The organism is Corynebacterium sp. HMSC068G04 (genome assembly GCF_001814885.1).
Classification (GTDB): domain Bacteria; phylum Actinomycetota; class Actinomycetes; order Mycobacteriales; family Mycobacteriaceae; genus Corynebacterium; species Corynebacterium hiratae.
Genome location: NZ_KV818301.1, coordinates 84553 through 106038, shown reverse-complemented (window position 1 = coordinate 106038; position 21486 = coordinate 84553). Strand labels below are relative to the sequence as shown.

25 protein-coding genes are annotated in these 21486 nt (G+C 61.0%); 16 read left to right on the top strand and 9 right to left on the bottom strand.

The window, feature by feature from the left end; genetic code table 11:
- Window positions 1–6 precede the first annotated feature (6 nt).
- The 6 genes from HMPREF2993_RS03820 (at window position 7) to hpf (ending at window position 6290) form a co-directional block, all read left to right on the top strand.
- Window positions 7–627 carry a dTMP kinase gene (locus HMPREF2993_RS03820; protein WP_070701070.1) on the top strand — a complete coding sequence of 207 codons (621 nt, stop codon included), beginning with the start codon at window positions 7–9 and terminating at the stop codon, window positions 625–627.
- 1 nt (window position 628) lies between these two features.
- A complete protein-coding gene (gene mtrA / locus HMPREF2993_RS03815; RefSeq protein ID WP_046647444.1) occupies window positions 629–1315 on the top strand; it encodes an MtrAB system response regulator MtrA in 687 nt (228 codons plus the stop codon).
- 69 nt (window positions 1316–1384) lie between these two features.
- Window positions 1385–3058 carry an MtrAB system histidine kinase MtrB gene (gene mtrB / locus HMPREF2993_RS03810; protein ID WP_305764448.1) on the top strand — a complete coding sequence of 558 codons (1674 nt, stop codon included), beginning with the start codon at window positions 1385–1387 and terminating at the stop codon, window positions 3056–3058.
- The gene (gene lpqB / locus HMPREF2993_RS03805; RefSeq protein ID WP_070517840.1) at window positions 3055–4764 is read left to right on the top strand and encodes an MtrAB system accessory lipoprotein LpqB; all 1710 of its coding nucleotides are present in this window, start codon (window positions 3055–3057) and stop codon (window positions 4762–4764) included. The genes mtrB and lpqB overlap by 4 nt, the downstream gene beginning before the upstream one ends.
- Window positions 4765–4798: 34 nt before the next feature.
- A complete protein-coding gene (locus HMPREF2993_RS13820) occupies window positions 4799–5479 on the top strand; it encodes a ComF family protein (protein ID WP_070701069.1) in 681 nt (226 codons plus the stop codon).
- A gap of 172 nt (window positions 5480–5651) precedes the next feature.
- Entirely contained in the window at window positions 5652–6290 is a 639-nt protein-coding gene (gene hpf / locus HMPREF2993_RS03795) for a ribosome hibernation-promoting factor, HPF/YfiA family (RefSeq protein WP_046647448.1), read from the top strand.
- Between the two features lie 120 nt (window positions 6291–6410).
- Here the strand turns inward: hpf and HMPREF2993_RS03790 are convergent, their stop codons facing one another.
- On the bottom strand, window positions 6411–6716 hold the full coding sequence (locus HMPREF2993_RS03790; RefSeq protein WP_070545201.1) for a hypothetical protein: 306 nt from the start codon (window positions 6714–6716) through the stop codon (window positions 6411–6413).
- A 312-nt stretch (window positions 6717–7028) separates the two neighbouring features.
- Between HMPREF2993_RS03790 and secA the strand changes: the two genes are divergently transcribed.
- Complete coding sequence (gene secA, locus HMPREF2993_RS03785) at window positions 7029–9593, top strand: preprotein translocase subunit SecA (protein WP_070545199.1); 2565 nt, start codon at window positions 7029–7031, stop codon at window positions 9591–9593.
- A gap of 161 nt (window positions 9594–9754) precedes the next feature.
- Window positions 9755–10114 (top strand): hypothetical protein, encoded by a 360-nt coding sequence (locus HMPREF2993_RS03780; RefSeq protein WP_070701067.1) that lies wholly within the window; start codon window positions 9755–9757, stop codon window positions 10112–10114.
- Between the two features lie 42 nt (window positions 10115–10156).
- Here HMPREF2993_RS03780 and HMPREF2993_RS03775 read toward each other — a convergent pair whose 3' ends face one another.
- On the bottom strand, window positions 10157–10594 hold the full coding sequence (locus HMPREF2993_RS03775) for a hypothetical protein (RefSeq protein ID WP_046647452.1): 438 nt from the start codon (window positions 10592–10594) through the stop codon (window positions 10157–10159).
- A 217-nt stretch (window positions 10595–10811) separates the two neighbouring features.
- On the opposite strand from HMPREF2993_RS03775, the gene HMPREF2993_RS03770 reads away from it, so the two are divergent.
- The 4 genes from HMPREF2993_RS03770 to HMPREF2993_RS03755 all read left to right on the top strand — a co-directional run bounded on the left by HMPREF2993_RS03770 (window position 10812) and on the right by HMPREF2993_RS03755 (window position 12827).
- Entirely contained in the window at window positions 10812–11222 is a 411-nt protein-coding gene (locus HMPREF2993_RS03770) for an HAD-IA family hydrolase (protein WP_010189184.1), read from the top strand.
- Between the two features lie 12 nt (window positions 11223–11234).
- Window positions 11235–11741 carry a DUF6912 family protein gene (locus HMPREF2993_RS03765; protein WP_175974375.1) on the top strand — a complete coding sequence of 169 codons (507 nt, stop codon included), beginning with the start codon at window positions 11235–11237 and terminating at the stop codon, window positions 11739–11741.
- An 85-nt stretch (window positions 11742–11826) separates the two neighbouring features.
- Window positions 11827–12168: a hypothetical protein gene (locus HMPREF2993_RS03760; protein ID WP_070517843.1), complete on the top strand. Its 342-nt coding sequence runs from the start codon at window positions 11827–11829 to the stop codon at window positions 12166–12168.
- A 53-nt stretch (window positions 12169–12221) separates the two neighbouring features.
- Complete coding sequence (locus HMPREF2993_RS03755) at window positions 12222–12827, top strand: hypothetical protein (protein WP_070512186.1); 606 nt, start codon at window positions 12222–12224, stop codon at window positions 12825–12827.
- A 17-nt stretch (window positions 12828–12844) separates the two neighbouring features.
- Here the strand turns inward: HMPREF2993_RS03755 and rsgA are convergent, their stop codons facing one another.
- Window positions 12845–13867, bottom strand: a complete 1023-nt coding sequence (gene rsgA, locus HMPREF2993_RS03750) for a ribosome small subunit-dependent GTPase A (RefSeq protein ID WP_070701065.1) — start codon at window positions 13865–13867, stop codon at window positions 12845–12847.
- The gene (aroA, locus tag HMPREF2993_RS03745) at window positions 13860–15164 is read right to left on the bottom strand and encodes a 3-phosphoshikimate 1-carboxyvinyltransferase (protein WP_070701063.1); all 1305 of its coding nucleotides are present in this window, start codon (window positions 15162–15164) and stop codon (window positions 13860–13862) included. Before aroA ends, rsgA begins: the two co-directional genes overlap by 8 nt.
- On the opposite strand from aroA, the gene HMPREF2993_RS03740 reads away from it, so the two are divergent.
- The gene (locus tag HMPREF2993_RS03740) at window positions 15163–15825 is read left to right on the top strand and encodes an SOS response-associated peptidase (RefSeq protein ID WP_070517846.1); all 663 of its coding nucleotides are present in this window, start codon (window positions 15163–15165) and stop codon (window positions 15823–15825) included. The two genes, aroA and HMPREF2993_RS03740, sit on opposite strands and share 2 nt — an antisense overlap.
- Window positions 15826–15848: 23 nt before the next feature.
- Here the strand turns inward: HMPREF2993_RS03740 and ybaK are convergent, their stop codons facing one another.
- Window positions 15849–16352: a Cys-tRNA(Pro) deacylase gene (ybaK, locus tag HMPREF2993_RS03735; protein ID WP_070701060.1), complete on the bottom strand. Its 504-nt coding sequence runs from the start codon at window positions 16350–16352 to the stop codon at window positions 15849–15851.
- Between the two features lie 37 nt (window positions 16353–16389).
- Here ybaK and HMPREF2993_RS03730 point away from each other — a divergent pair, with 37 nt between their 5' ends.
- Together HMPREF2993_RS03730 and rsrA are read left to right on the top strand one after the other, a co-directional pair.
- Window positions 16390–16995: a sigma-70 family RNA polymerase sigma factor gene (locus HMPREF2993_RS03730; RefSeq protein WP_049156090.1), complete on the top strand. Its 606-nt coding sequence runs from the start codon at window positions 16390–16392 to the stop codon at window positions 16993–16995.
- Window positions 16995–17267, top strand: a complete 273-nt coding sequence (gene rsrA / locus HMPREF2993_RS13025) for a mycothiol system anti-sigma-R factor (protein ID WP_080975102.1) — start codon at window positions 16995–16997, stop codon at window positions 17265–17267. Before HMPREF2993_RS03730 ends, rsrA begins: the two co-directional genes overlap by 1 nt.
- A 96-nt stretch (window positions 17268–17363) precedes the next feature.
- On the opposite strand, the gene HMPREF2993_RS14020 is transcribed toward rsrA, so the two are convergent.
- Together HMPREF2993_RS14020 and HMPREF2993_RS03725 are read right to left on the bottom strand one after the other, a co-directional pair.
- Complete coding sequence (locus HMPREF2993_RS14020; protein ID WP_012714902.1) at window positions 17364–17438, bottom strand: 50S ribosomal protein bL37; 75 nt, start codon at window positions 17436–17438, stop codon at window positions 17364–17366.
- A gap of 95 nt (window positions 17439–17533) precedes the next feature.
- A complete protein-coding gene (locus HMPREF2993_RS03725; protein WP_042529827.1) occupies window positions 17534–17791 on the bottom strand; it encodes a WhiB family transcriptional regulator in 258 nt (85 codons plus the stop codon).
- Window positions 17792–18353: 562 nt separating this feature from the next.
- On the opposite strand from HMPREF2993_RS03725, the gene HMPREF2993_RS03720 reads away from it, so the two are divergent.
- Entirely contained in the window at window positions 18354–18812 is a 459-nt protein-coding gene (locus HMPREF2993_RS03720; protein ID WP_046647461.1) for a hypothetical protein, read from the top strand.
- On the opposite strand, the gene HMPREF2993_RS03715 is transcribed toward HMPREF2993_RS03720, so the two are convergent.
- A complete protein-coding gene (locus tag HMPREF2993_RS03715; RefSeq protein WP_070701058.1) occupies window positions 18809–20095 on the bottom strand; it encodes an Rv3212 family protein in 1287 nt (428 codons plus the stop codon). The genes HMPREF2993_RS03720 and HMPREF2993_RS03715 overlap by 4 nt on opposite strands.
- Window positions 20092–21486: a DEAD/DEAH box helicase gene (locus HMPREF2993_RS03710; RefSeq protein ID WP_070701056.1), complete on the bottom strand. Its 1395-nt coding sequence runs from the start codon at window positions 21484–21486 to the stop codon at window positions 20092–20094. Before HMPREF2993_RS03710 ends, HMPREF2993_RS03715 begins: the two co-directional genes overlap by 4 nt.

Here is a 21486-nt window from a genome sequence, read left to right as displayed (position 1 = left end):
GCCAGCATGCTGATCAGTATTGAAGGAATCGATGGTGCGGGAAAGAACACCATCACCCAGCGTCTGCGGGAAGAGCTCGACTGCGAGGTCTCGGTCTTAAGCTTCCCGCGCTACGAAGACTCCGTGCACGCGCAGCTCGCGCAGGAAGCGCTCTACGGGCGCATGGGAGATCTCACCGATTCGGCCTACGGGATGGCCACGCTCTTTGCCCTAGATCGGTGGGGTGCTAAGGAACAGCTGCTCGCTGCCGCCGAATCCACAGACTCCTTGCTCATCCTGGATCGCTACGTGGCTTCGAACGCGGCCTACTCCGCCGCAAGGGTGGGCGGGGAGCTCATCGTTGACTGGGTCTACGAGCTCGAATTCGAGCGTTTTGGCCTTCCTGTTCCACAGTTGCAGATCTTCTTGGACACTGACGTCGAAGTCGCCGGCCAGCGCGCCGTGGCCCGCGCGGCGGAGGATGAGGGGCGCCATCGCGATCGCTATGAGCGGGATGCGTGGCTGCAGGCCCGCACGGCCGCTGCTTACCGTCGTCTAGCGCAGCAGCAGTGGGCTGGGCAGTGGATCGCCACCGCGGATGCCGATATGATTATCCAAGCTGTCAAGGAGCTTGTAGGAGAACAATAACGTGGCACCGAAAATCTTGGTCGTGGATGATGACCCGGCAATCGCCGAAATGCTCACCATCGTGCTCGAGGCAGAGGGGCTGGAACCTATTGCCGTCAACGATGGTAACGAGGCCATCCCGGCCTTCCGCGAGCACGACCCAGATCTGATCCTGTTGGATCTCATGCTGCCAGGCATGAACGGCGTCGATATTTGCCGTGCCATCCGCACCGAGTCCTCTGTGCCCATCGTCATGCTCACCGCGAAGACGGACACCGTCGATGTGGTCCTCGGCCTCGAATCCGGGGCGGATGACTACATCACCAAGCCCTTCAAGCCCAAGGAACTCATCGCCCGCATCCGTGCGCGCCTGCGCCGGATCGACGGGGGCTCCGGAGAGATCATCGAGGTAGGGGACCTGCTGATCGACGTTCCCGAGCACACCGTCACCCGCAAGGGCGGCGAGGAAATCTCGTTGACCCCGCTGGAGTTCGACCTTCTTTTGGAAATGGCCCGCAAGCCCGGGCAGGTCCACACCCGTGAGGCGTTGCTCGAATCCGTTTGGGGTTACCGCCATGCCTCGGATACTCGCCTCGTCAACGTGCACGTTCAGCGCTTGCGCGCCAAGATTGAGCACGATCCGGAGGATCCACACATCGTCCTCACCGTGCGCGGTGTGGGGTACAAGACTGGAAAAACCGCCGAGTAAAGGACTGCCGCTATTTTTGGTTGGTTAGCGCGAGCCCGGGATGGCATCGTCGAGCGCTGGCGTACGTCACTGCAGACACGCGTGCTGGGCATGATGCTGGTGGCTTCCACGGTGGTCATGATCATTCTGGCCTACGCTCTGGTGTCGGTGCTTACGCAGCAGCTGGTGAGCCAGAAGGAGGACACCGCGCTGCAAGAGCTCGACCGCGCCCGCGTAGCCGTGGAGCAACAGATTGACGCGACAGGAACGGCTAACTCAACGCAGGTACGCATCAACTCCGCACGCGCTGCACTGGGGCAGATGTCGGCACAGCAACCCGATGCTCAGGCCGTGTACGAACCGGTTATCCTCGTGGAGAACTCCGACGGCACGGCCACCACCTCGCCGGAGGGCTACCGCATCCCCGATGGCATGCGCGAGCTCGTCGGTCAGGGCCAAGTCGTGCAGCAGTACGCCACGGTGGATCAGCAATCGGGGGCTACCTACAACGCACTGATGGTGGGCACGCCCATTGAAAGCGACATCCCGAATACCCAGGTCTACCTCGTGTTGTCCATGGAATCTGAGGAATCCACGATGGCGCTCATGCGTGGTTTGCTCTCCGCTGCTGGAGTGGTCGTCGTGGTTCTCCTCGTGGGCATCGCGTGGCTGGCTACCCAGCAGGTGATCGTGCCGATTCGCTCTGCCTCGCGTATCGCGCAGCGCTTTGCCGCCGGTCACCTGCGTGAGCGCATGGTGGTCAACTCGGATGATGAGATGGGCCGCCTTGCCTCCTCCTTCAACGACATGGCGGATAAGCTCTCCAAGCAAATCGCCCAGCTGGAGGAGTATGGCGATCTCCAACGGCAGTTCACCTCCGACGTGTCCCACGAGTTGCGCACGCCACTGACCACGGTGCGCATGGCGGCGGATGTCATCGCGGCGGACGCGGATGAGTTCAACCCTTATACCAAGCGCTCGGCGGAGCTGCTTATCAAGGAACTGGATCGCTTCGAGGACTTGCTCGCGGATCTGCTGGAGATCTCTCGCCACGATGCGGGCGTGGCGGATCTGTCCACGGCCTCCATCGATATTCGCTCCTGCGTAGACTCCGCGTTGAGTCAGGTAGAACACCTCGCCGCCGAGCTCGACGTGGACGTCATCGTTCATATTCCGGAGGAACCCGTGGCCGTCGAATGCGATTCACGGCGTGTCGAGCGCATCCTGCGCAACCTGCTCGCGAATGCCATCGACCATTCTGAGGGAAACCCCGTCACCGTGGATATCGGGGCGACGGAGGACGCCGTCGGTATCGCAGTCACCGACTCCGGTGTTGGCCTCAAGGAGGGCCAGGAGGAGTTGGTGTTCAACCGATTCTGGCGTGCGGACTCTTCCCGTAAACGCCATTCTGGCGGAACCGGTCTGGGCCTTGCCATCGCCCGCGAGGATGCGGTGCTGCACGGCGGTACGTTGGACGCTATTGGCTACTTTGGCGTGGGCTCGCGCTTCCGCCTTATCCTGCCCCGCACACCAGACCAGAAGGTAGAGTCCGAGCCCATCGCTTTGGAGGTCCCAGGTGCACCGGGGCAGGTCGAGGCAGAAGAACAATCCGCGCTCGAGTTGACCTCGGAGCCGGACATGCCCGTGTTGAAAGGTGATTCGGACACAGGAATCGTGTGGCCTTCAGAGCGCGAATCCCGTGGCGTGGACACGCCTTTCAATCACAACACCGTTCCTGATTTCGAGGAGGAGGCCCAGCGATGATGCCGGCCCGCCGCCCACTCGCAGTGTTCAGCTGCGTTGCGCTCATAGCCCTCGTCGGGTGCTCGACCTTGCCGAACAACACGGATCCGCAAGTGATCGGGACTTTCGAACCGCATGACCGGGCAGACGATGCTGTCGTCGAACCGCGTACAGATAGCGAGCCTGATCTCCTCGTGCGTGACTTCTATTCGGCGGTGGCGATTCCCACCGGTAACTACGCCGCCGCCCGCACCTTCCTTTCGACGAATATAGCTAATTCCTGGGACCCCACGGATACCGTTCTGGTGGTGGATTCCATCGATCTCGTGACGTCCAATATGGAAGACGGCGACCTGGAATACTCGGTCCGCGGCAATATTATTGGCCGTTTGGCCAATGGCGGGGCTTATGTCCCCGATAATTCGCGCATCGAAGCAACCGTCCGACTGCGCCAGTTCAATGGGCAATGGCGCATCACGGATTTGCCCACTGGTGCTGTGATTGAGCGCACCGAACTGCGCAACCGCTACCGGCCGCAGTCGCTGTACTTTTTCGATACAACCCAACGCCTGCTGGTGGCGGACCGTCGTTGGCTCTATTCGGGGAAGGAGTCAATCGCCTCGGAGCTAGTGACCCTGCTGCTGCAGGGGCCGTCCTCCGATATCGCGCCGGCGACGTCCACCTTAAGCCCCAAGGACGCTACCTTCTTGGGAATCAACGATGGCGTCTACGAGTTCAGCGGGATGGCAGGAATGACCCAGGAGGAGCGCCTCAAGTTCGCCGCCCAGTTGGTCTGGACCCTCAACAACGCAGAGATCACGAAATCAGTGCGCGCCACCATCGATGGCAGCCCGCTTGTCGACGGCATGGAGGAAATGACCATCGATGACTTTGCTGAGTTCAACCCAGAGGTGGCTGCCCAGTCCGTGCCTAAGCTCTACGCGGTCAATGACGGCTCACTCCTCGAGGTTAAAGGTGAAGGCAGCACCGAGGTGCAGGGAATGGCCGGGCAGATTCACGATATCCAGTCCGCGGACGTCTCCGATGAGGGCATGGTCGCCGCGGTACGCAAGCGCTCTGAGAAGGAGTCACAGCTGGCGATGGGCGAGCTCGGCCACGAGCTCAAGGATTCGGTCAAGGGTGAAACTTTAGCCCGCCCCACCTTCGAGGTGGGAGGACAGGTGGCGTGGACCGTCGTCGACGGCAAGCACGTGGTCCGCGTGACACGCTCGCCGGCCACCGGCGAGCTGAGCACCGCGGAGGTGGACACCTCCGCATTAGAGAACGTGGAAGGCGAAATCTCCGTCATCCGGCTGTCCCTGACGGGAGCGCGTATCGCCATGATTATCGATGGCAGCATTTATACCGGTGTGGTTGCCCGCGCGACGTCGGGTGAGCGGCGCATCGTCAACGTTCACCAGGTGGGCCCAGAGCTGGCCGGCTCTGCTTTGTCGGTGGAGTGGCAGACAGACGGCTCCCTGCTCGTGGGTACCTCGGCGTCGAGCTCTCCGGTGTGGCGCATCGAGCAAGACGGATCTTCGGCCACCACACTGCCCACCGGAAATATCACCGCACCCGTGGTCGCGGTGGCCTCTTCGCCGTCGACGCTTTATGTCACCGATGCGCATGCGCTGCTGCAGCTTCCCGCGGGTGGATCCGAGCGTTCTTATTGGCGTGAGGTCGAAGGCCTGCAGGGAGTGCGTTCCTCTCCGATTATCGCTCGTTAGAGGACAGCTCAGGAGTCAGGCTAGAGTTGGGTGCATGCCGAAACATCGGGGGATAGGTGAGGCCACCGCCGCGCTCATGGAGCTGTTCCTCCCGCGCCCGTGCGCCGGGTGCGGGGGTGAGACCTCTGCGGGTGGCGTGCTGTGCGCTGCCTGCCAGCACCACCTGCGCCAGATTCCGCGCCGTGTGGAACGTCCGCAGCCATTAGGGTTTCCGGCGTGGGCGCTCGGACCGTATTCCGATACCCGCCGCGGGGTCATCATCGCGATGAAGGAACGCGGACACCAGGCGGTGCGCGCGCACTTAGGCGCGGTGCTTGCCGCTGGCATCGACTACCTGCGCGCCCGCGGCGACATTCCGGAGACCGCGCTGTTGGTGCCCGCCCCGACACGGGCGTCGTCGGCCCGCAAGCGTGGTGGTGATCCGGTGACCGCGCTATGCCAGGCGGCGTCTGCTCGGCTTCCTGGTTGGGACGTGGTTAATGCCTTGATGACGGCCGAAGGCAGTGCGGATCAGTCGCAGCTCAACGCCGCGGAGCGCACAGACAATATGCGCAGTGCCGTGCGGTTGCTGCCGGCCGCCCGTACGTTGGCGGGGCGCAGCGTGCTGCTTGTCGACGACGTCATCACGACCGGCGCGACACTCCGCGCCAGCGCAGCTCGCGTGTGGGCCGTCGGGGGTGACGTGGCGGGGGCGATTGCCCTGGCAGATGCGTAGGGTGGAGCGACATCCAGCGTCTGTAGAGGGGGCCAGTGAACCCGTTGGTTATGACCAGTGGTAGCATGAGGGGTGTCACAGGGAAGCGGACACTAAGCCCCGAATCACAGGCTTGAATGAGGTCCGCAGAATGTGCAGTCATTCAGTCCCCACGAGTAAAGGGAGGCATTACATGTCCCAGCAGACCAACGCTCAGGTCACCATCACCGGTCGTAACGTGGAGGTTCCGGAGCACTTCCAGGAACGTGTCACTGAAAAGCTAGCCAAGATCGAGCGCCTTGATCCGACCCTGACCTTCTTCCACGTGGAGCTGCAGCACGAGCCGAACCCACGCCGCGAGTCTGAGGCAGAGCGCCTGCAGATTACCGCTACCGGCAAGGGGCACATCGCCCGCGCTGAGGCTAAGGAAGATTCGTTCTACGCGGCACTCGAGACCGCTCTGGGCAAGATGGAGCGCTCCCTGCGCAAGGTAAAGGTGCGCCGCGAGAACGTGAAGTCCGGCCACCGCGCTCAGAAGGGTACCGGTCAGATTGCTGCTGAGCTGGTCGCCGAGGCTGAAGCGGCTAAGCCGGGTAAGGAAGAACGCTACATCGATCCGTACGCAGAGACGGTCGAGGACGTTCGCCCGGGCCAGGTTGTGCGCTTCAAGGAGCACCCGGCTACCCCGATGTCCGTGGATGATGCACTCAGCGAGATGGAGCTGGTCGGCCACGACTTCTACCTCTTCATCAACGAGGAGAACAACAAGCCGTCCGTGGTCTACCGCCGCCACGCCTTCGACTACGGCCTTATCTCCCTGACGGACGCTTAAGGGCTAAGCGTCCTAAGGGCTAAGTATTAAGCCCTTCGGGAAAATTATCCCGGCTACAACACGTTTCCCCGCGCTGAACATGCAGCGCGGGGAAACGTGTTTTCGTTTATCGCGACGCAGCTATATTCCGAATTGGCTGGACAGGTGCACTTCGGCCTCAGCTAGCTTTTGCAGTGGCAGCATGAGCAAGGCCACTGGGGCGAACAGAATCAGATCCAGTCCGAAGTTTTCGGTGGGATGCGACCCTGGGCGGTGGGAAGTGGCGATGGCATCCATGGTTCCAGTCATGATCGCGTCATAGGTCCACATGGCGCTACCACCGCGCGGTGCTTCAGAATCATCAGCCACGGCGGCGGGGGCGGTTATGGTGCTCAAAGCTAAAGCTGCGGAGGTAGCGGTAGCTACGGCAATCTTGGAGAACTGCATAGCCATTCCTGTTCTGTCTCGTTCTGCGTCCGGCTGAGTAGGGGACTGCGGGTTGGGGACGTGGGCGCTCTTGTTGTGCCCTTATATAAACCTTCGTTGTGAGGTGCGCAACTGTTAGCAGTTGGTTGTTAGGAGTTCGTTGCCGCGCCTCGCTCTGTGGTTCTGAGAAAACACAGGATGGGCGCACGAGTGGGCGCGGGTTAAGTATCGGATTTTGTGTTTTGGGTTGGGTGGCGAATCGATACGGAAAAGCTAGTGAGTACAATGGCGACGAGTTAACTTTATTGTCGCGACCAGAAGGACTATCTAGACGTGTTTGGACTTTCCAAGCTGCTCCGTGCCGGTGAGGGACGCACCGTCAAGCGCCTGGCTAAAATTGCTGATGATGTTATTGCCCTAGAAGATAAATTCGCGGCGCTGTCGGACGACGAGCTTAAGGCTAAGACAGACGAGTTTAAGAAGCGTCTGGCGGATGGCGAAAAGATGAATGACATGCTTCTCGAAGCATTCGCCACCGTGCGTGAAGCCGCCTGGCGCGTGCTCGACCAGAAGCACTACAAGGTGCAGATCATGGGCGGTGCCGCCCTGCACTTTGGCAACGTTGCCGAGATGCGCACTGGTGAGGGTAAGACCCTGACCTCACTGCTGCCGGCCTACCTTAACGCCCTCGAAGGCAAGGGCGTCCACATCGTGACCGTCAACGACTACCTGGCTAAGCGTGACGCCGAGATGATGGGCCGTGTGCACCGCTGGCTGGGACTGTCCGTCGGTGTCATCCTCTCCGAGATGCGCCCTGCAGAGCGCAAGGAAGCCTATGCCTGCGACGTTACGTATGGCACGAACAACGAGCTGGGCTTTGACTACCTGCGCGACAACATGGTCCGCTCACTCGATGAAACTGTCCAGCGCGGCCACAACTACTGCATCGTGGATGAGGTTGACTCCATTCTGATCGATGAGGCGCGTACCCCGCTCATCATTTCCGGCCCGGTCGATGGGTCCTCTCAATTCTACGGAGTCTTTTCCAAGCTGGCCCCGAAGATGCGCGAGGGCATCCACTACGAGGTGGACCACAAGAAGCGCACCATTGGTGTGCTTGAGGAAGGCGTGGAATTCGTCGAAGACCAGCTGGGCATTGAAAACCTCTACGCACCTGAGCACTCCCAGCTGGTGTCCTACCTCAATAACGCTTTGAAGGCGAAGGAGCTCTTCACCCGCGATAAGGACTACATCGTCCGCAATGGCGAGGTCCTCATCGTGGATGGATTCACCGGCCGCGTGCTGGCTGGTCGCCGTTACAACGAAGGTATGCACCAGGCTATTGAGGCGAAGGAAGAGGTGGAGATCAAGAACGAGAACCAGACGCTGGCGACCGTTACCCTCCAGAACTACTTCCGCCTTTACGACAAGATTTCCGGCATGACCGGTACCGCAGAAACTGAGGCGGCCGAGCTGCACTCCATTTACGGTCTCGACGTGGTGCCGATTCCGACCAACAAGCCGAACCAGCGTACCGACCACTCCGACCGCATCTACAAGACCCAGGAAGCGAAGTTCGCTGCGGTGGTCGATGACATCGAGGAGCACGTGGCTGCCGGTCAGCCGGTGCTCGTTGGTACCACCTCCGTGGAACGCTCCGAGTACCTCTCCCAGCTGCTGAGCAAGCGCGGCGTCAAGCACTCGGTGCTCAACGCCAAGCACCACGAGGAAGAGGGCCAGATCGTCGCCCGTGCTGGCCGCCCTGGCACCGTCACCGTGGCCACCAACATGGCCGGTCGTGGTACCGATATCGTGCTCGGTGGCAACCCCGAGGTCATCCTGGATGAGAAGCTGCGGGACCGCGGCCTCGATCCCTTCGAGGACGAGGAGAAGTACCAGGAAGCCTGGGACGCTGAGATCGAGCAGGAGAGGGAACGCTCCAAGAAGATGGGCGATGAGGTCCGTGAGGCCGGCGGCCTGTACGTGCTGGGCACCGAGCGCCACGAGTCGCGCCGTATTGATAACCAGCTGCGTGGCCGTTCCGGACGTCAGGGTGACCCGGGAGAGACCCGCTTCTACCTGTCCATGCGCGATGAGCTCATGGTGCGCTTCGTGGGCCAGTCCATGGAGAACATGATGAACCGCCTCAACGTGCCGGATGACGTGCCGATTGAGGCCAAGATGGTGTCGAACTCTATCAAGGGTGCGCAGGCACAGGTGGAGAACCAGAACTTCGAGATGCGTAAGAACGTGCTCAAGTACGACGAGGTTCTTAACGAGCAGCGCAAGGTGGTGTACGCCACCCGCCACGATATCCTTGAGGCCAACGACATCAAGGACAACATCCGGACGATGATCAATGACACCGTGTCCGCCTACGTGGCAGGGGCTACTGCTACCGGTTACGTGGAGGACTGGAATCTCGATGAGCTGTGGAATGCGCTGGAGTCCCTGTACGGGCCGACCATGACGCATGAGGAGCTCGTTGACGGCACCGAATACGGCGCCGCCGGCGAACTATCTGCGGAGCAGCTGCGGGATGCCCTCCTGGCTGATGCCAACTCCGAGTACGACAAGCTCGAAGATGCTGTGACTGCCATCGGCGGTGAGAACCAGATGCGCAATACCGAGCGCATGATCATTCTGCCGATCATCGACCAGAAGTGGCGCGAGCACCTTTATGAAATGGATTACCTCAAGGAAGGTATTGGCCTGCGTGCTATGGCACAGCGCGATCCCCTGGTGGAATACCAGAAGGAGGGCGGCGACATGTTTAACGCCATGAATGACGCAGTGAAGGAAGAAACCGTCCGCCAGCTGTTCATGTTGCGCAAGCAGTTCAAGGCCCAAGAAGAGGCGAGCGCAGCGGGTGAAGCAAACGCGGAAGCGGAAGCTTAATCTGCCGCGGCTTGAAACTGCGCTGACGCGCGGGCGCTAGAAAGCGCGGAAAGTGATGAGGCGCCGTGTGGGAAGAACTCCCCACGGCGCCTTTTTATTGGAAGCAGTTAGGTATATACTGTCAAATTATTAATTGTTCTGCTTCGGAAGGTTGAGTTAGTATGCGCCGCTTGTCTCTGCGAGTAGGTCTCTCCGTGTTCGCATCTGCCACCCTGTTGGGCGGCGGCGCAGCTGCGTCAGCTATCGAGCTTGCTCCCGAGGAGCAGTGCCAGCTCTCTTCCGTCTTGAGCTCGCAGGACGATGAGTCCTCCCAGGACGCCGTGCTCAGCTCCCAGGACACCGTGGCCAATCAGTGCGGCGCTGCGTCTGCTCCGGAAACCTCTGAGGAAGCTGCAAAGAACCTGCCTGTGGTCGGAGCCACCATGTTTGGCGGTATCAGCTTGGCCCTGGTGAGTGCGTCCGCGGCGTTCGCCGGCATCGATTGGACGCCCATCTTGATCAAGCTCGGTTCGCTTTTTTAATCTCCCGCAGTTTCCAGCCAAGGTTATCCCTTGGCTTTTTGTTTAGCCTCCCGTAGCTTGCCGGTCGCTTCCAGCGATACTGGGGCTGGGGCCGACTGAGAGTAACCGGAAGGAACGTATGTGCCGCCCGGCTGCGGAGCCGGTGAAAGCACGCTGGTGCGAACCTATCAGCACTGAACCGAAGAACTCGCCGTTTGCGCGCGCATGCAAGCTGGTGAGTGCCATGCCCCCGCGGAGCTCTGCCGCTGCATGGGCCTTCCGCCACGCGCGTACATGGGTGATGATTTCTGGAGCAAAGCGCGGGTTGTTGAGATGGCTCATCGGCCGCAAAGCGGCGGCAACTTCTAAAACAATGACGACGAGCCCGTGGATCTCGTCACGTGTGGCGAGGTCACCAGCAGTGGGCTCGCGCTCATAGCGGATACGCTGTGGAGCAACATAGAGCTGCAGATGGCTCATGCCGGGGATGGGGGTGTACATTTGGAATCCGGTCCTTATCCGCGACGAGCAGCGCGGAGAAAGGCGTTCGGGCAGGAGAAGGCGAGCGGAGGAAAGGAAGCTGGACGCACGTTCATTGTGCCACGCTGGCGGCATCCTCGGCTAGAAGGCGCTGCGCCTTGGCCTGTGGGAGCAGGCGAGCGGTATGTTCGCTATACTTTCGGACGATAAACACAGCTCAATGCGAAGGGTAGATAATATGCGTGGACTCATCGTCGATTTTGTAGGCGTGCTTGACGGCACCGAAGAAGACGTCAAGCGCTGGCGGGAGCTGTTCGCCGCCGCGAAATCCAACGGAGTCGCCACCGCTATTCTTTCTAACGATCCGGGCGGCCCAGGCGCGGAGCACATTCGCGAGTGGGAATACCGCGGCATCGTTGATGCCGTCGTGCTTTCCGGCGAGGTCGGTGCGGAGAAGCCGGATCGTGCCGCCTTCCAGGCTGCAGCGGACGCTATCGACCTGCCGATTAATGACTGCGTCATGGTAGATGATTCCATCGTCAACGTCCGCGCTGCGGTGGAAAATGGCATGGTGGGTATGCTCTACACGGTCTTTGACCGCACCAGCGTGGAAGTCCAGGCAGTCTTCGACATTGAAGGTGAGTTCTAAGTGTCGAAGGATGTGCGCGTCTTCCTGCCAGCCACTTTTGCCATGCTGACAGAGCTGGAAGAAACCGGCCAGCTTGCCGCCCGCAGCGGCTGGGGATTTACAGTAACCCCGGCGCTGCGCGAGTTTTACACGGAGGGCGACGAAGAAGAGATCGAATACTCTGCCTTCCTCGAGGCTTCCATGGCCTCCCTGCGGCTCTTGGCCATCGGCGATGAGGACAAGTTCCCGCACCGCCGAGTCGTCATTTCCGTCGACGTGGACGAGTCCGTAGTGACCCCGAAGCCGGACATGGGTGAACCAGTCGTGGCGCTCAACCCGGCCACTATCACGAAGGACAATCTGCAAGCTATCCACGTGGACATCGAGGAATCCGAGGCTGCCACCGCCAAGGCTATCGCCGCTATCGACAATGCTGACCTCGGCGACGAAGACGCCGAACTCGCCGTCGGTGATGCCCTAGATAACTTCATGGCTTTCTATGATCCCACCGAGCTGCCCATCCTCGTAGAGCTGCTCTAGAATTCACCAGCGTTAACAGCCCTAACGCGAATGGTGGTGCTACTCTAAGCCCTTATTGCCATTGCTTGAGAAAAGGAGCACCATCATGAAGGCAACTCGCCTTGCTAGCCTTATCACCGCTGCAGCCCTGAGCGTCACAACCCTCGTTTCAGCACCAATTGCCGGGGCAGAGGAAGCAGTAGCGCCGGCAGCGCAGAAAAATCAGACCGCGCAGGGGAGCTCTGCTCAGGAAGCGGCTCCCAGCGAACCTGACCCCAACAATCCGGACCCCAACATGGCCGTGATGCCTAAGACTCCGTGGCTGCGCATCGTTGAGGGCTCCTCGCAAGGACCGATGGGGGTTATCGTCGCCATTCTCTTCGGAATTATCAGCATCGGCTTCGCTGTGTACAAGGAGTTCGGTGATTACCTGCCCAAGTTGGGCTAAATGCTGATAGTCTGCTGGAGTAAAACTCAGCTCGATCGAAAGGTCCCCTCAGCATGACTTCCTCTCGTCTTCGCCGCGTAGTTGCTACCTCCACCTTGTCCGTCGCACTTGTTGCTGGCGGAATCGCTGCCCCCACTGCGGGTGCGGTGACCACCTCCATCAAGAATGACAAGTGCACCATCACGTTGAGCGAGGACGAAGCCAGCGACCTCAAGAACGCGGAGTCCAAGGACAACGACGTCGACAGCAGCCTGCTGAAGGATGGCCTTAAGATTTCGCCCAAGGACGCGGAGAAGCGTGCTCGCGACGTAGAGAACCAATCGGACGAGCTCTACCGTGCTCTGGCTGGCTATGAGGCAGAGGTCGAGCTCGGTGACGAGGACGCCGTCAAGCGCGCTAAGAACAACATCAAGGTAGCCGAGACTTTCCGCGACATCGCGCCGGAGTACGTCAAGGCTCTCGATGCGTGTGCCAAGAAGGAAGAGTTCAACAAGAAGGCACCGAGCGGTGATAACACCTCCTCCAACATCGACAAGGGTGGCGCCATCATCCTCGGTGTATCCGGCGCCCTGACGGTGTTCTTTATGGCTCTCCGCGCTGCCAGCCCCTTCCTGAAGACCGTCCTGCCGCCGCAGCTGGCGGCTATGCTTCCGGCCTAAGCTTGAGGGCTTAAGGCCTAAGCCCAATCGACGTTGGTGCGCAGGGAGGCCAAAAGGCCCCGCACTGCATCGCGACGGCGCGCAGAAGCAGTGCCTTCCTCGATGCTCAAGTCCAACCCGCACTCCGGATCCGCGGGCGGCCCAGCATGCGTGCAGCCGCGCGGGCAGTCCTCGATGGCTTCGGCCAGATCATCGAAGACCTCGATGACGTTCTCGGCATCAATGTGGGCCAATCCAAAGGAGCGGATGCCGGGCGTATCAATGATCCACCCGCCATTCGGCGTGCTTCCTTCCGCCGGCAGGCGCAATGCCACCGACTGCGTCGAGGTGTGGCGGCCCTTGCCCACCGCAGAAACCTCACCAGTTTCGCGGTTGGCGTCTGGGACAAGCCGGTTGACCAGGGTTGATTTACCCACACCGGAGTGGCCGATGAGGGCCGTGACATGTCCATCAATTGCGGCGCAGACCTGCGCCAGTCCATCGTCGACGCCGGCCTCCACCACCGTGACATCCAAGTCCGCAAACTCTTGGGCAAACGGAGTGGGGTCGGTGAGGTCGGTCTTCGTTAGACATAGGACCGGCTGGATATTGCCGGCAAAGGCCGCGATGAGGGCACGCTCCACGAATCCAGAACGCGGCGGGGGATCCGCCACGGCGCTGACGATGAGCAGGCGGTCCGCATTCGCCACCACGATGCGCTCATAAGGATCCGTGTCATCCGCGGTGCGTCGGAGGACGGAGCGGCGTTCCTCGAGCTTCACGATGCGCGCGAGGGTGTCTTTCTTACCCGAGGTATCGCCCACGACGCCGACCCGATCACCGACTTCGACGGGTGTGCGGCCCATCTCGCGGGCACGCATGGCCGTGACGACCGGGCCATCGTTATCTAGAGCGACTCCCCAACGGCCGCGATCCTTGGTGATGACCATGCCGAACTTGGCATCCTTGTGCTTTGGGCGGTCCTTCGTGCGCGGGCGCGAGCCTTTGCCGGGCCGGATGCGGACATCGGATTCGTCATAGCTGCTTGCGCGCCTAGCCACGGATCATGGCCTCCCACATCCCGGCGAAGCCGGGCAGAGTCTTGGACGTGGTATCGATGTCCTCGACCTCGACCCCTTCGACTGCCAGGCCGATGATGGCGCCGGCGGTGGCCATGCGGTGGTCGGCGTAGGAGTGCCACTGCCCTCCGTGGAGTGGAGCAGGGGTGATGCGGAGGCCGTCGTCAAGCTCGGTGACGTTGCCGCCCAAGCCGTTGATCTCGGTAGCGAGGGCCGCCAGACGGTCCGTCTCGTGACCGCGCAGGTGCGCGATGCCGGTCAACGTCGAAGGCGTGGAGGCGAGCGCGCACAGCGCAGCCACGGTCGGGGTGAGTTCACCGATATCGCCCATGTCGAGATCGATACCGCGCAGGCCTGCTAGACCCTCCTCTGGGCCGGTGACCTTCAAGTAGGGATCCTGGTGAGGTGCCTGCGGGACGTACTCAACCTGAGCTCCCATCTGTTCCAGGATGCCGCGGAAAGCATCACCCGGCTGGTCCGTTTCCTCCGGCCAGTTCGGGATGCTCACGCTTCCGCCACAGGAGGCAGCAGCGGCAAGGAAAGGAGTGGCGTTGGAGAGGTCCGGCTCGATATACCACTCGCGGCCTTCAATCTTTCCAGGGCGCACGACCCAATTATCTTCGCCCGCGACCACATGCACGCCGGCGTCACGCAGCATGCCGATGGTCATCAGGATGTGGGGCTGGGAAGGTACGGTGCCGCCTTCGTGGCGCACGCTGAGCCCGTAGCGGTAGCGCGCACCGGCCAAAAGCAGGCCAGAGACGAACTGGGAGGAGGCGGAAGCGTCAATGGTGACCTCGGCGCCCTCTGGGACACCGTGGGGCGTGATGGTCAGCGGCAGGCTATCGCCCTTGATGTCAACGCCCAGCTCACGCAGGGCCTTCGTCATGGTGGACATGGGGCGCTTGCGCGCATACGGGTCGCCATCGATGATGACGGGGCCATCCGCCAATGCGGCTACCGGTGGCAAAAAGCGCATAATCGTGCCGGCCAAGCCGCAATCGACGGTCGCCCCATGCAGCTGGCCCGGGGTCACACGCAGGTGCGGGCCCCAGTCGGAGATACCTACGCCCATGGCCTTCAAGGCTTCTTTCATCAGGTCAGTATCGCGGGAGATCAGTGGGTTGTAGATGATAGAGGGGGAGTCAGCCAGCGCGGCGAGGATGAGGGCGCGGTTGGTCATCGACTTCGATCCGGGGACTTCTTGAGTCCAGGACAGCGGGCCGGTGGGTTGGGGAGCACTCCAGTAAGCAGACATGTAGTCCATAATAAAGGGCATGTGCGGAAGATTTGTTCTGTTCACCGAGTCCCTACTGGAGGAAATCGGAGCGTGGGAGTCCATTACGGAAGTTCATGCGCCGGAAGGCCTGCCGCCGGCACGCTATAACATTGCTCCGACCCAGCCCATCGCCATCGTGCGGGTTGCGGAGGAGACCGCCCGTGTGGAGCCAGCGCGCTGGGGACTTATTCCGCATTGGAAGAAAGACCTCGACGGCCCGCCCCTGTTTAATGCCCGCGCGGAGACTGTGGCGCAGAAACCTTCCTTTCGCGATGCCTTCAAGGCGCAGCGCTGCGTCATCCCGCTGGATGGCTACTACGAGTGGAAAGCCGGGGAAGATAAGAAGGCCAAGAAACAGCCCTACTATGTGACCGGACCCGATGGCCTGTTGTGGGCGGCTGGTTTGTGGGCCACGGGGATGGAGAGGCTCTCAGCCACGATGGTGACCACGGATGCCACGGAGGAGATGGCGTGGCTGCATCACCGGCTACCCAAGTTTCTGACTACAGATGAGATCGCACCTTGGCTGGCGGGGGAGGCTCTGTTGGAGCCGAGCTCCGTGCGCGGCTTCCAGGCACACCCGGCGGACCCCGCGGTGGGTAACGTCCGCAACGACTACGCAGAGCTTATCGACGAACCACCGGCCGCCACCCTGTTCTAGTACGCGAGCTCTAGACGGCAGAACTAGTCGGCGAGCACGTCGGCGAAGGAGAGCTCCAGGACGCGGGGGAGATCCTCCGGGTTCATCTCGATGTCGAGGCCACGCTTGCCGCCGGAGAAAAAGATGGTGTCGAAGAGTAGCGCCGTCTCGTCAACAACGGTGGGCAGGACATGCTTGTGCCCTAACGGGGAGATGCCGCCGGGGATGTAGCCGGAGGACTTGGAGGCGTCGGCAGGCGCGGCCATTGTGGCCTTGGACGCACCGAAAGCGGCGGCGGCCTTCTTGAGGCTGAGCTGGTGGGTGACCGGAAGGACGCAGACGGCAAGTTGGCGTTTGGGGCCTTTGCCGGCGCTCAGATCAATGACGAGGGATTTGAAGATGCGTTCAGGCGCAACATCGAGGGCCGCAGCGGCTGCCTCGCCGAAGTTTTCGCGACCGCCGTCGAAGGTGGAGACGCGGTGGTCAATACCTGCCTCTTCGAGGAGTTTGAGAGCGGGGGTAGCGGCACGCGGGGTCTTCTTAGACATATAAACCACCCTAGTCCGGAGCGCTAGGATGGTCGGTATGGCCACAGAAACGACGAGCGAGACGCTTCAGAAACAGCGGTTGTTTGAGGAGCAAGCCTTGCCCTTGCTGGACCAGCTCTACGGCGGAGCGATGCGTCTGACGCGGAACCCGCAAGACGCGGAGGATTTGATCCAAGAGACCTACCTCAAGGCCTTTAGCAACTTCGATTCCTTCAAACAGGGCACGAACTTGAAGGCGTGGCTGTACCGCATCATGACGAATACCTACATCAACTCCTACCGGAAGGCCAAGCGCCGCCCGGTGGAATCCTCCGCGGATGAGCTTAGTGACTTTCAGCTGTATACCACGTCCGGGCATGATTCCACGGGCCTGGAATCAGCGGAGGTCGAAGCACTCAAGCAGATGCCGGATTCGGAGATTTCCGAGGCCATGAATGACCTGCCGGAGGACTACCGCATGGTGGTGTACTACTCGGATGTGGTGGGTTTGGCTTATAAGGAAATCGCAGAAGTGATGGGCACCCCGTTGGGGACGGTCATGAGCCGCCTCCACCGCGGAAGAAAACTACTCCGCGCGGCGTTGAAGGACGTAGCACGAGAAAAAGGCATTGGTCGCAACCACCCAGAGATGGAGGAGAAGTAATGGAACGCGCAACAGGACGCAATTGCGGTGCGTGTAACTCTCCCGAGGTTGAAGCGCTCTTTCGGGAGCTGTTCGATGAATCAACGAGCTATGCGCGAGCACTGGAAATCCGCGAGCACCTCGCGCAGTGCGATGCCTGTCAGCAACGCGTAGAGAGTGAAGAAGTAGTCCGAGCGCTTGTGCGCAAATGTTGCGGGGGACAGGCTGCACCGCAGTCACTGCGCCAGCGCATTTGCGTGGAGATTACGCGGACTGAAATCACCTGGGGCTAGGGCGGCCAAGGCCAAGTTAAATAGGCCTCGGCGTATAAGCAAAGGGCTCGTTCCCGTCCTCGGAATGAGGAAGGAAACGAGCCCTGAATGCTGACGTTATGCGTTAGGACGCTTGCCGTGGTTAGCGGACTTCTTACGGCGATCCTTGCGCTTACGGCCACGCTTGCTCATCGCGTACTCCTTCTGTTAAGGGTAAATGAACTTATTTAACTGTAGCGGCAGGGTATGCCGGAGTGTTAATCGGGGGTGTGCCTTCTGAGGGGTCTTTAGGCGGAAACGCGAGCGCGGGCGCGGCTGCGGTTGCGGCGCTTGATGGCGCGGCGCTCCTCCTCGGAGAGACCGCCCCAGACACCAGCGTCCTGGCCGGATTCCAGGGCCCACTTGAGGCAGGAAGAGGCAACTGGGCAGCGGTTGCAGACCAGCTTGGCCTTAGCGATCTGGGTGAGAGCAGGGCCGGAGTTACCGACAGGGAAGAAGAGCTCCGGGTCTTCGTCGCGGCAAACAGCTTCGTGGCGCCAATCCATGATTGAAATCTCCTAACAAATTTTTGACAGCAGTGGGTGAAAGTAGGCGCACCTAGGACAGTTCACAGCTGTGAACTGTTCCGAGTGCTACGGGGTGAAGTGGACTGGTCTGCGGTCAGTGGGGCCCTGTCTCGAGTTGGGGCCAGCGTCGACGCCGCCGTGGTTCACTTTCTGTTAACTCGAAGTTTGCTCCGAGTTATGAACTGATTTAACAGCTCGTTGTTTTTGCTACCTGAGAATAATGACACGTTTACTCAAAGTCCGCTAGGGGTAAAGGGTAAAAAGTGTCCAAAGTCACTAAAGAAATGTCGTCGGTTTAGGATTTACTAATGGGTTGAAGGCTGTAAGAAGGCTGTCAATAATTCGTCTACCAGCGTTGATGTGGGTAAAACTGTGAGTGTGGTGACCTGGATCGCGTCAAATCCATATTCAGTCCTCTGCCCCCGAAAACCCTGTGTGAGGGAAGGCCTAGCTGAATGCCGAGGACTGTGTCTGCGGGGCGGGGGAGTCTGCGGTGTGGAGATGGCCTAAACCGAAGGGGTAAGAAGTAGACTAAGCGGCCGTGAACAAGAAGAAGAAACAGTCCTCGACTACGTCACCTCGTACCAGTGGGAATGGCGCGCCGGCTTCAGTCATCGCGGCTGCGGGAATCGCGGTGGTTCAGTCCATCGCCGTAATCATCTTTGGCATTTTCCTCATCGTCCGTGAGGTATCTGGTGCTGAAAACGACTCGATGGTTTCGGACTCAGGCGCGACAGGCTTCGTCGGCCTGGGCACGGCCATCTTCATTTTTATCGTCTTCGGCTTTGTCATCGTCGGCTCCTGGGCCTTCGTGAAAGGCAAACGCTGGGGGCGCGGGGCCATCGTGCTCGTGGAATTCATCCTGGGCGCCATCGCCTTCCAGATGTTTAGTGGGGGCTCGGCCCTGCTCGGTGCGCTAACCCTAGCGAGCGCCGGGTTGGTGCTGTACCTGCTCATGGTGCGACCCGAGGCAGCGCAATGGGCTGAAAGCCACTTCTAGGATGCCTTGAGCGCCACGGCCGTGTCCCCGCGCTGTTCAACGATGACCGTGCCAGACAAGGTCAGCGAAATCGGGCCTGAATAGCCATCACGGTCGACGGGGATGGTGCGCTCCGTCTTACCGGTCGACCAATCCACCACGTCGATCCCTTCTTCAGTGGGCACGAGAACGCGTTCGTCAACGGCTACGCCGGTGCCCAGCGCTTGCTCTAAAACGTGGTCAACCTTGAGCTGAGTTGGCGTAAAGAGGTAGAGGCGCTCGCCATCAAACCACGTCATGTGGTGGGGCAGATCGGCTACGGCAGGAGCAAAGGGGGAGGCGGAGTTGGTGATGGACGTCGAAGGTTCCACGTCCGTGGACGACAGCGCTTCACCCTCAAAGTTATAGGACACAATGCGAGGCGTATCGCCCGGCAAGAAGACTGCGGCCGCCTCCTGACCGTAGGCGACGAGGCGCGCGCCCGGATCCTCGATCTTGATGTCTTTGGAAATCTCCGGGGAGCGGGAATCCTCCGGTGTGGCGGTCTGGATACGCAACCACGTGGCATCCGGGGAATCCGGGCAGGATTCGGTCACTGCCATCGTCTCGGTACGGGTCAGCGCTGATGTGATGGCGCAGTCCTCGTGGGGCTGCATGTTGGGTTCCTGCTTGGCATCGACATCGCCGTACTCCACCGTGCGCACGAGGTCGGAGCGCCACAGCTCTACCCGCTCGGCGGAGACCGTTCCCACGCGGTCGTTCGAGACGATGGGGACCACCTCGTCGGAATTGCGGGCGCTGCGGGTATCGGAATACTGGCCGGAGGCAGCATCGATCGCCACCACATCACCGCAGCCGTTGCCCGAATCATAGGAAGCGACAATCTTGTTCCACGCCGTGCCGAGCGAACACAGGTCGGCATCGCGGCGCTGATAGGTCCACACCTCATCGCCGGCAGCATTCGTGGCGCTCAGGGTGTCGCCGTCATGGGTCACCAGCAGGCCCTTCGACGACACAGCCCGGGCTTGGCCTGACACCAAGGCGTTGGGGAGGCTGAAGGATTCGGTGAGGGAGTTCGGGACGGCGGTGAGGAGCGCTGGCTCGGCGTTGGCCGCAGCGTCGACTGCCGGGGTGAGCTCAGCCTTGTGAATCGGTGCGGTGATAACCGCACCACCGATGGCGATGGCGCATACCGCGCTGATCGCGCCCACGGCAATCCAGTCCGCCTTCGTGGAACGCAAAATGGGTGCCTTCTTTGCAGCGGCGTCGTTGACCGGGGATTCTTGGGCGTGCTCGGTGCTCATCGGCGTCCTCCTTGGCGGGGATTGCGTTTACGGGAACGAGTGCGGCGCGAAGCGCGAGCAGAGCGCGTGGATTCACCACGCGGGGAGCCTCCACGCGGTGAGCCTCCACGCGGTGAGCCCGTGCGCCGGGGTCCACCCAACACCTTGGTGGGCGGGCCGACCGTATCGGCAACCCCCTCCGGAACATCAAGTGCTTCCGCGAGCTCCGGGGACGTACTGAACCACTGCGGCGGCTCCGGCTGGCCCAAGTCGAGCTCGTCGTTGATGACTTGCCACTTTCCCAGTTCGTCATAACCGACGAGGGTCACCGCCGTGCCCGTATGGCCGGCGCGGCCAGTACGGCCGATGCGGTGAACAAACGTCATCGGATCGTCCGGAACCTGATAGTTGATGACGTGGGTGACATCATCAATGTCGATGCCGCGGGCGGCGACATCCGTGGCTACGAGAATCTCCACGGTGCCGTCACGGAAGGCATCGAGCGAGCGCTCGCGTGCTTTTTGATCCATGTCGCCATGAACCGCGCCCACGCTAAAACCGCGCTGTGCTAGCTCGTCTGCGACGGCAGCCGCCGAGCGCTTCGTGCGCGTGAAAATGATGGTGCGCCCGCGACCGTGGGCCTGCAGGATCTTTCCCAGTACCGCAATCTTGTCCATGCGGTGCGCTTGGAAGGTGACCTTGCGTGTGGAGGCATGGGTCTGCTGGGCGTCAGCAGATTCGGCACGGATGTGTACTGGCTGGTCCAAGAAGGTGCGAGCCAGCGTCACGATGGGGCCAGGCATGGTGGCGGAAAAGAGCATGGTCTGGTGCGGGTTGCCGTGCAGCAGGGAGAGAATCTTCTCGATGTCCGGAAGGAAGCCCAAATCCAGCATCTCGTCGGCCTCATCCAATACAAGAACGCTGACCTGATCGAAGGATAAGTGCTTCTTCTGGCAGAGATCGAGGAGGCGGCCCGGGGTGCCCACGACGACGTCCGCGCCTGCCGTGATCTGCTTGATTTGTTCCTCATAGGGGCGACCGCCACACAAGGTGATGACGCTGAGCGGCAGATTCGCGGCAGCGGCCTGCAAGTCCCCGCTGACCTGGATGGCGAGCTCGCGCGTTGGCGCAATGACCAGCGCGCGGGGAGTTCCGTCGAGCTCCGGAATATCGGCATCATCGAAGACGCGATCGAGAAGCGGTACACCGAAGCCGTAGGTCTTTCCCATGCCGGTGCGGGCTTGACCAATGAGGTCCTGGCCATTGAGAGCGATGGGGAGCGTGAGCTCCTGGATGGCGAAGGTGTGCGTAATCCCGTTGTCAGCGAGGGCATCGCAGATCTCTACAGCGACGCCGAGTTCGGCAAAGGTAGGGGATTCGCGGGAATCGCGGGAAGATTTCGGGGCAAGCAC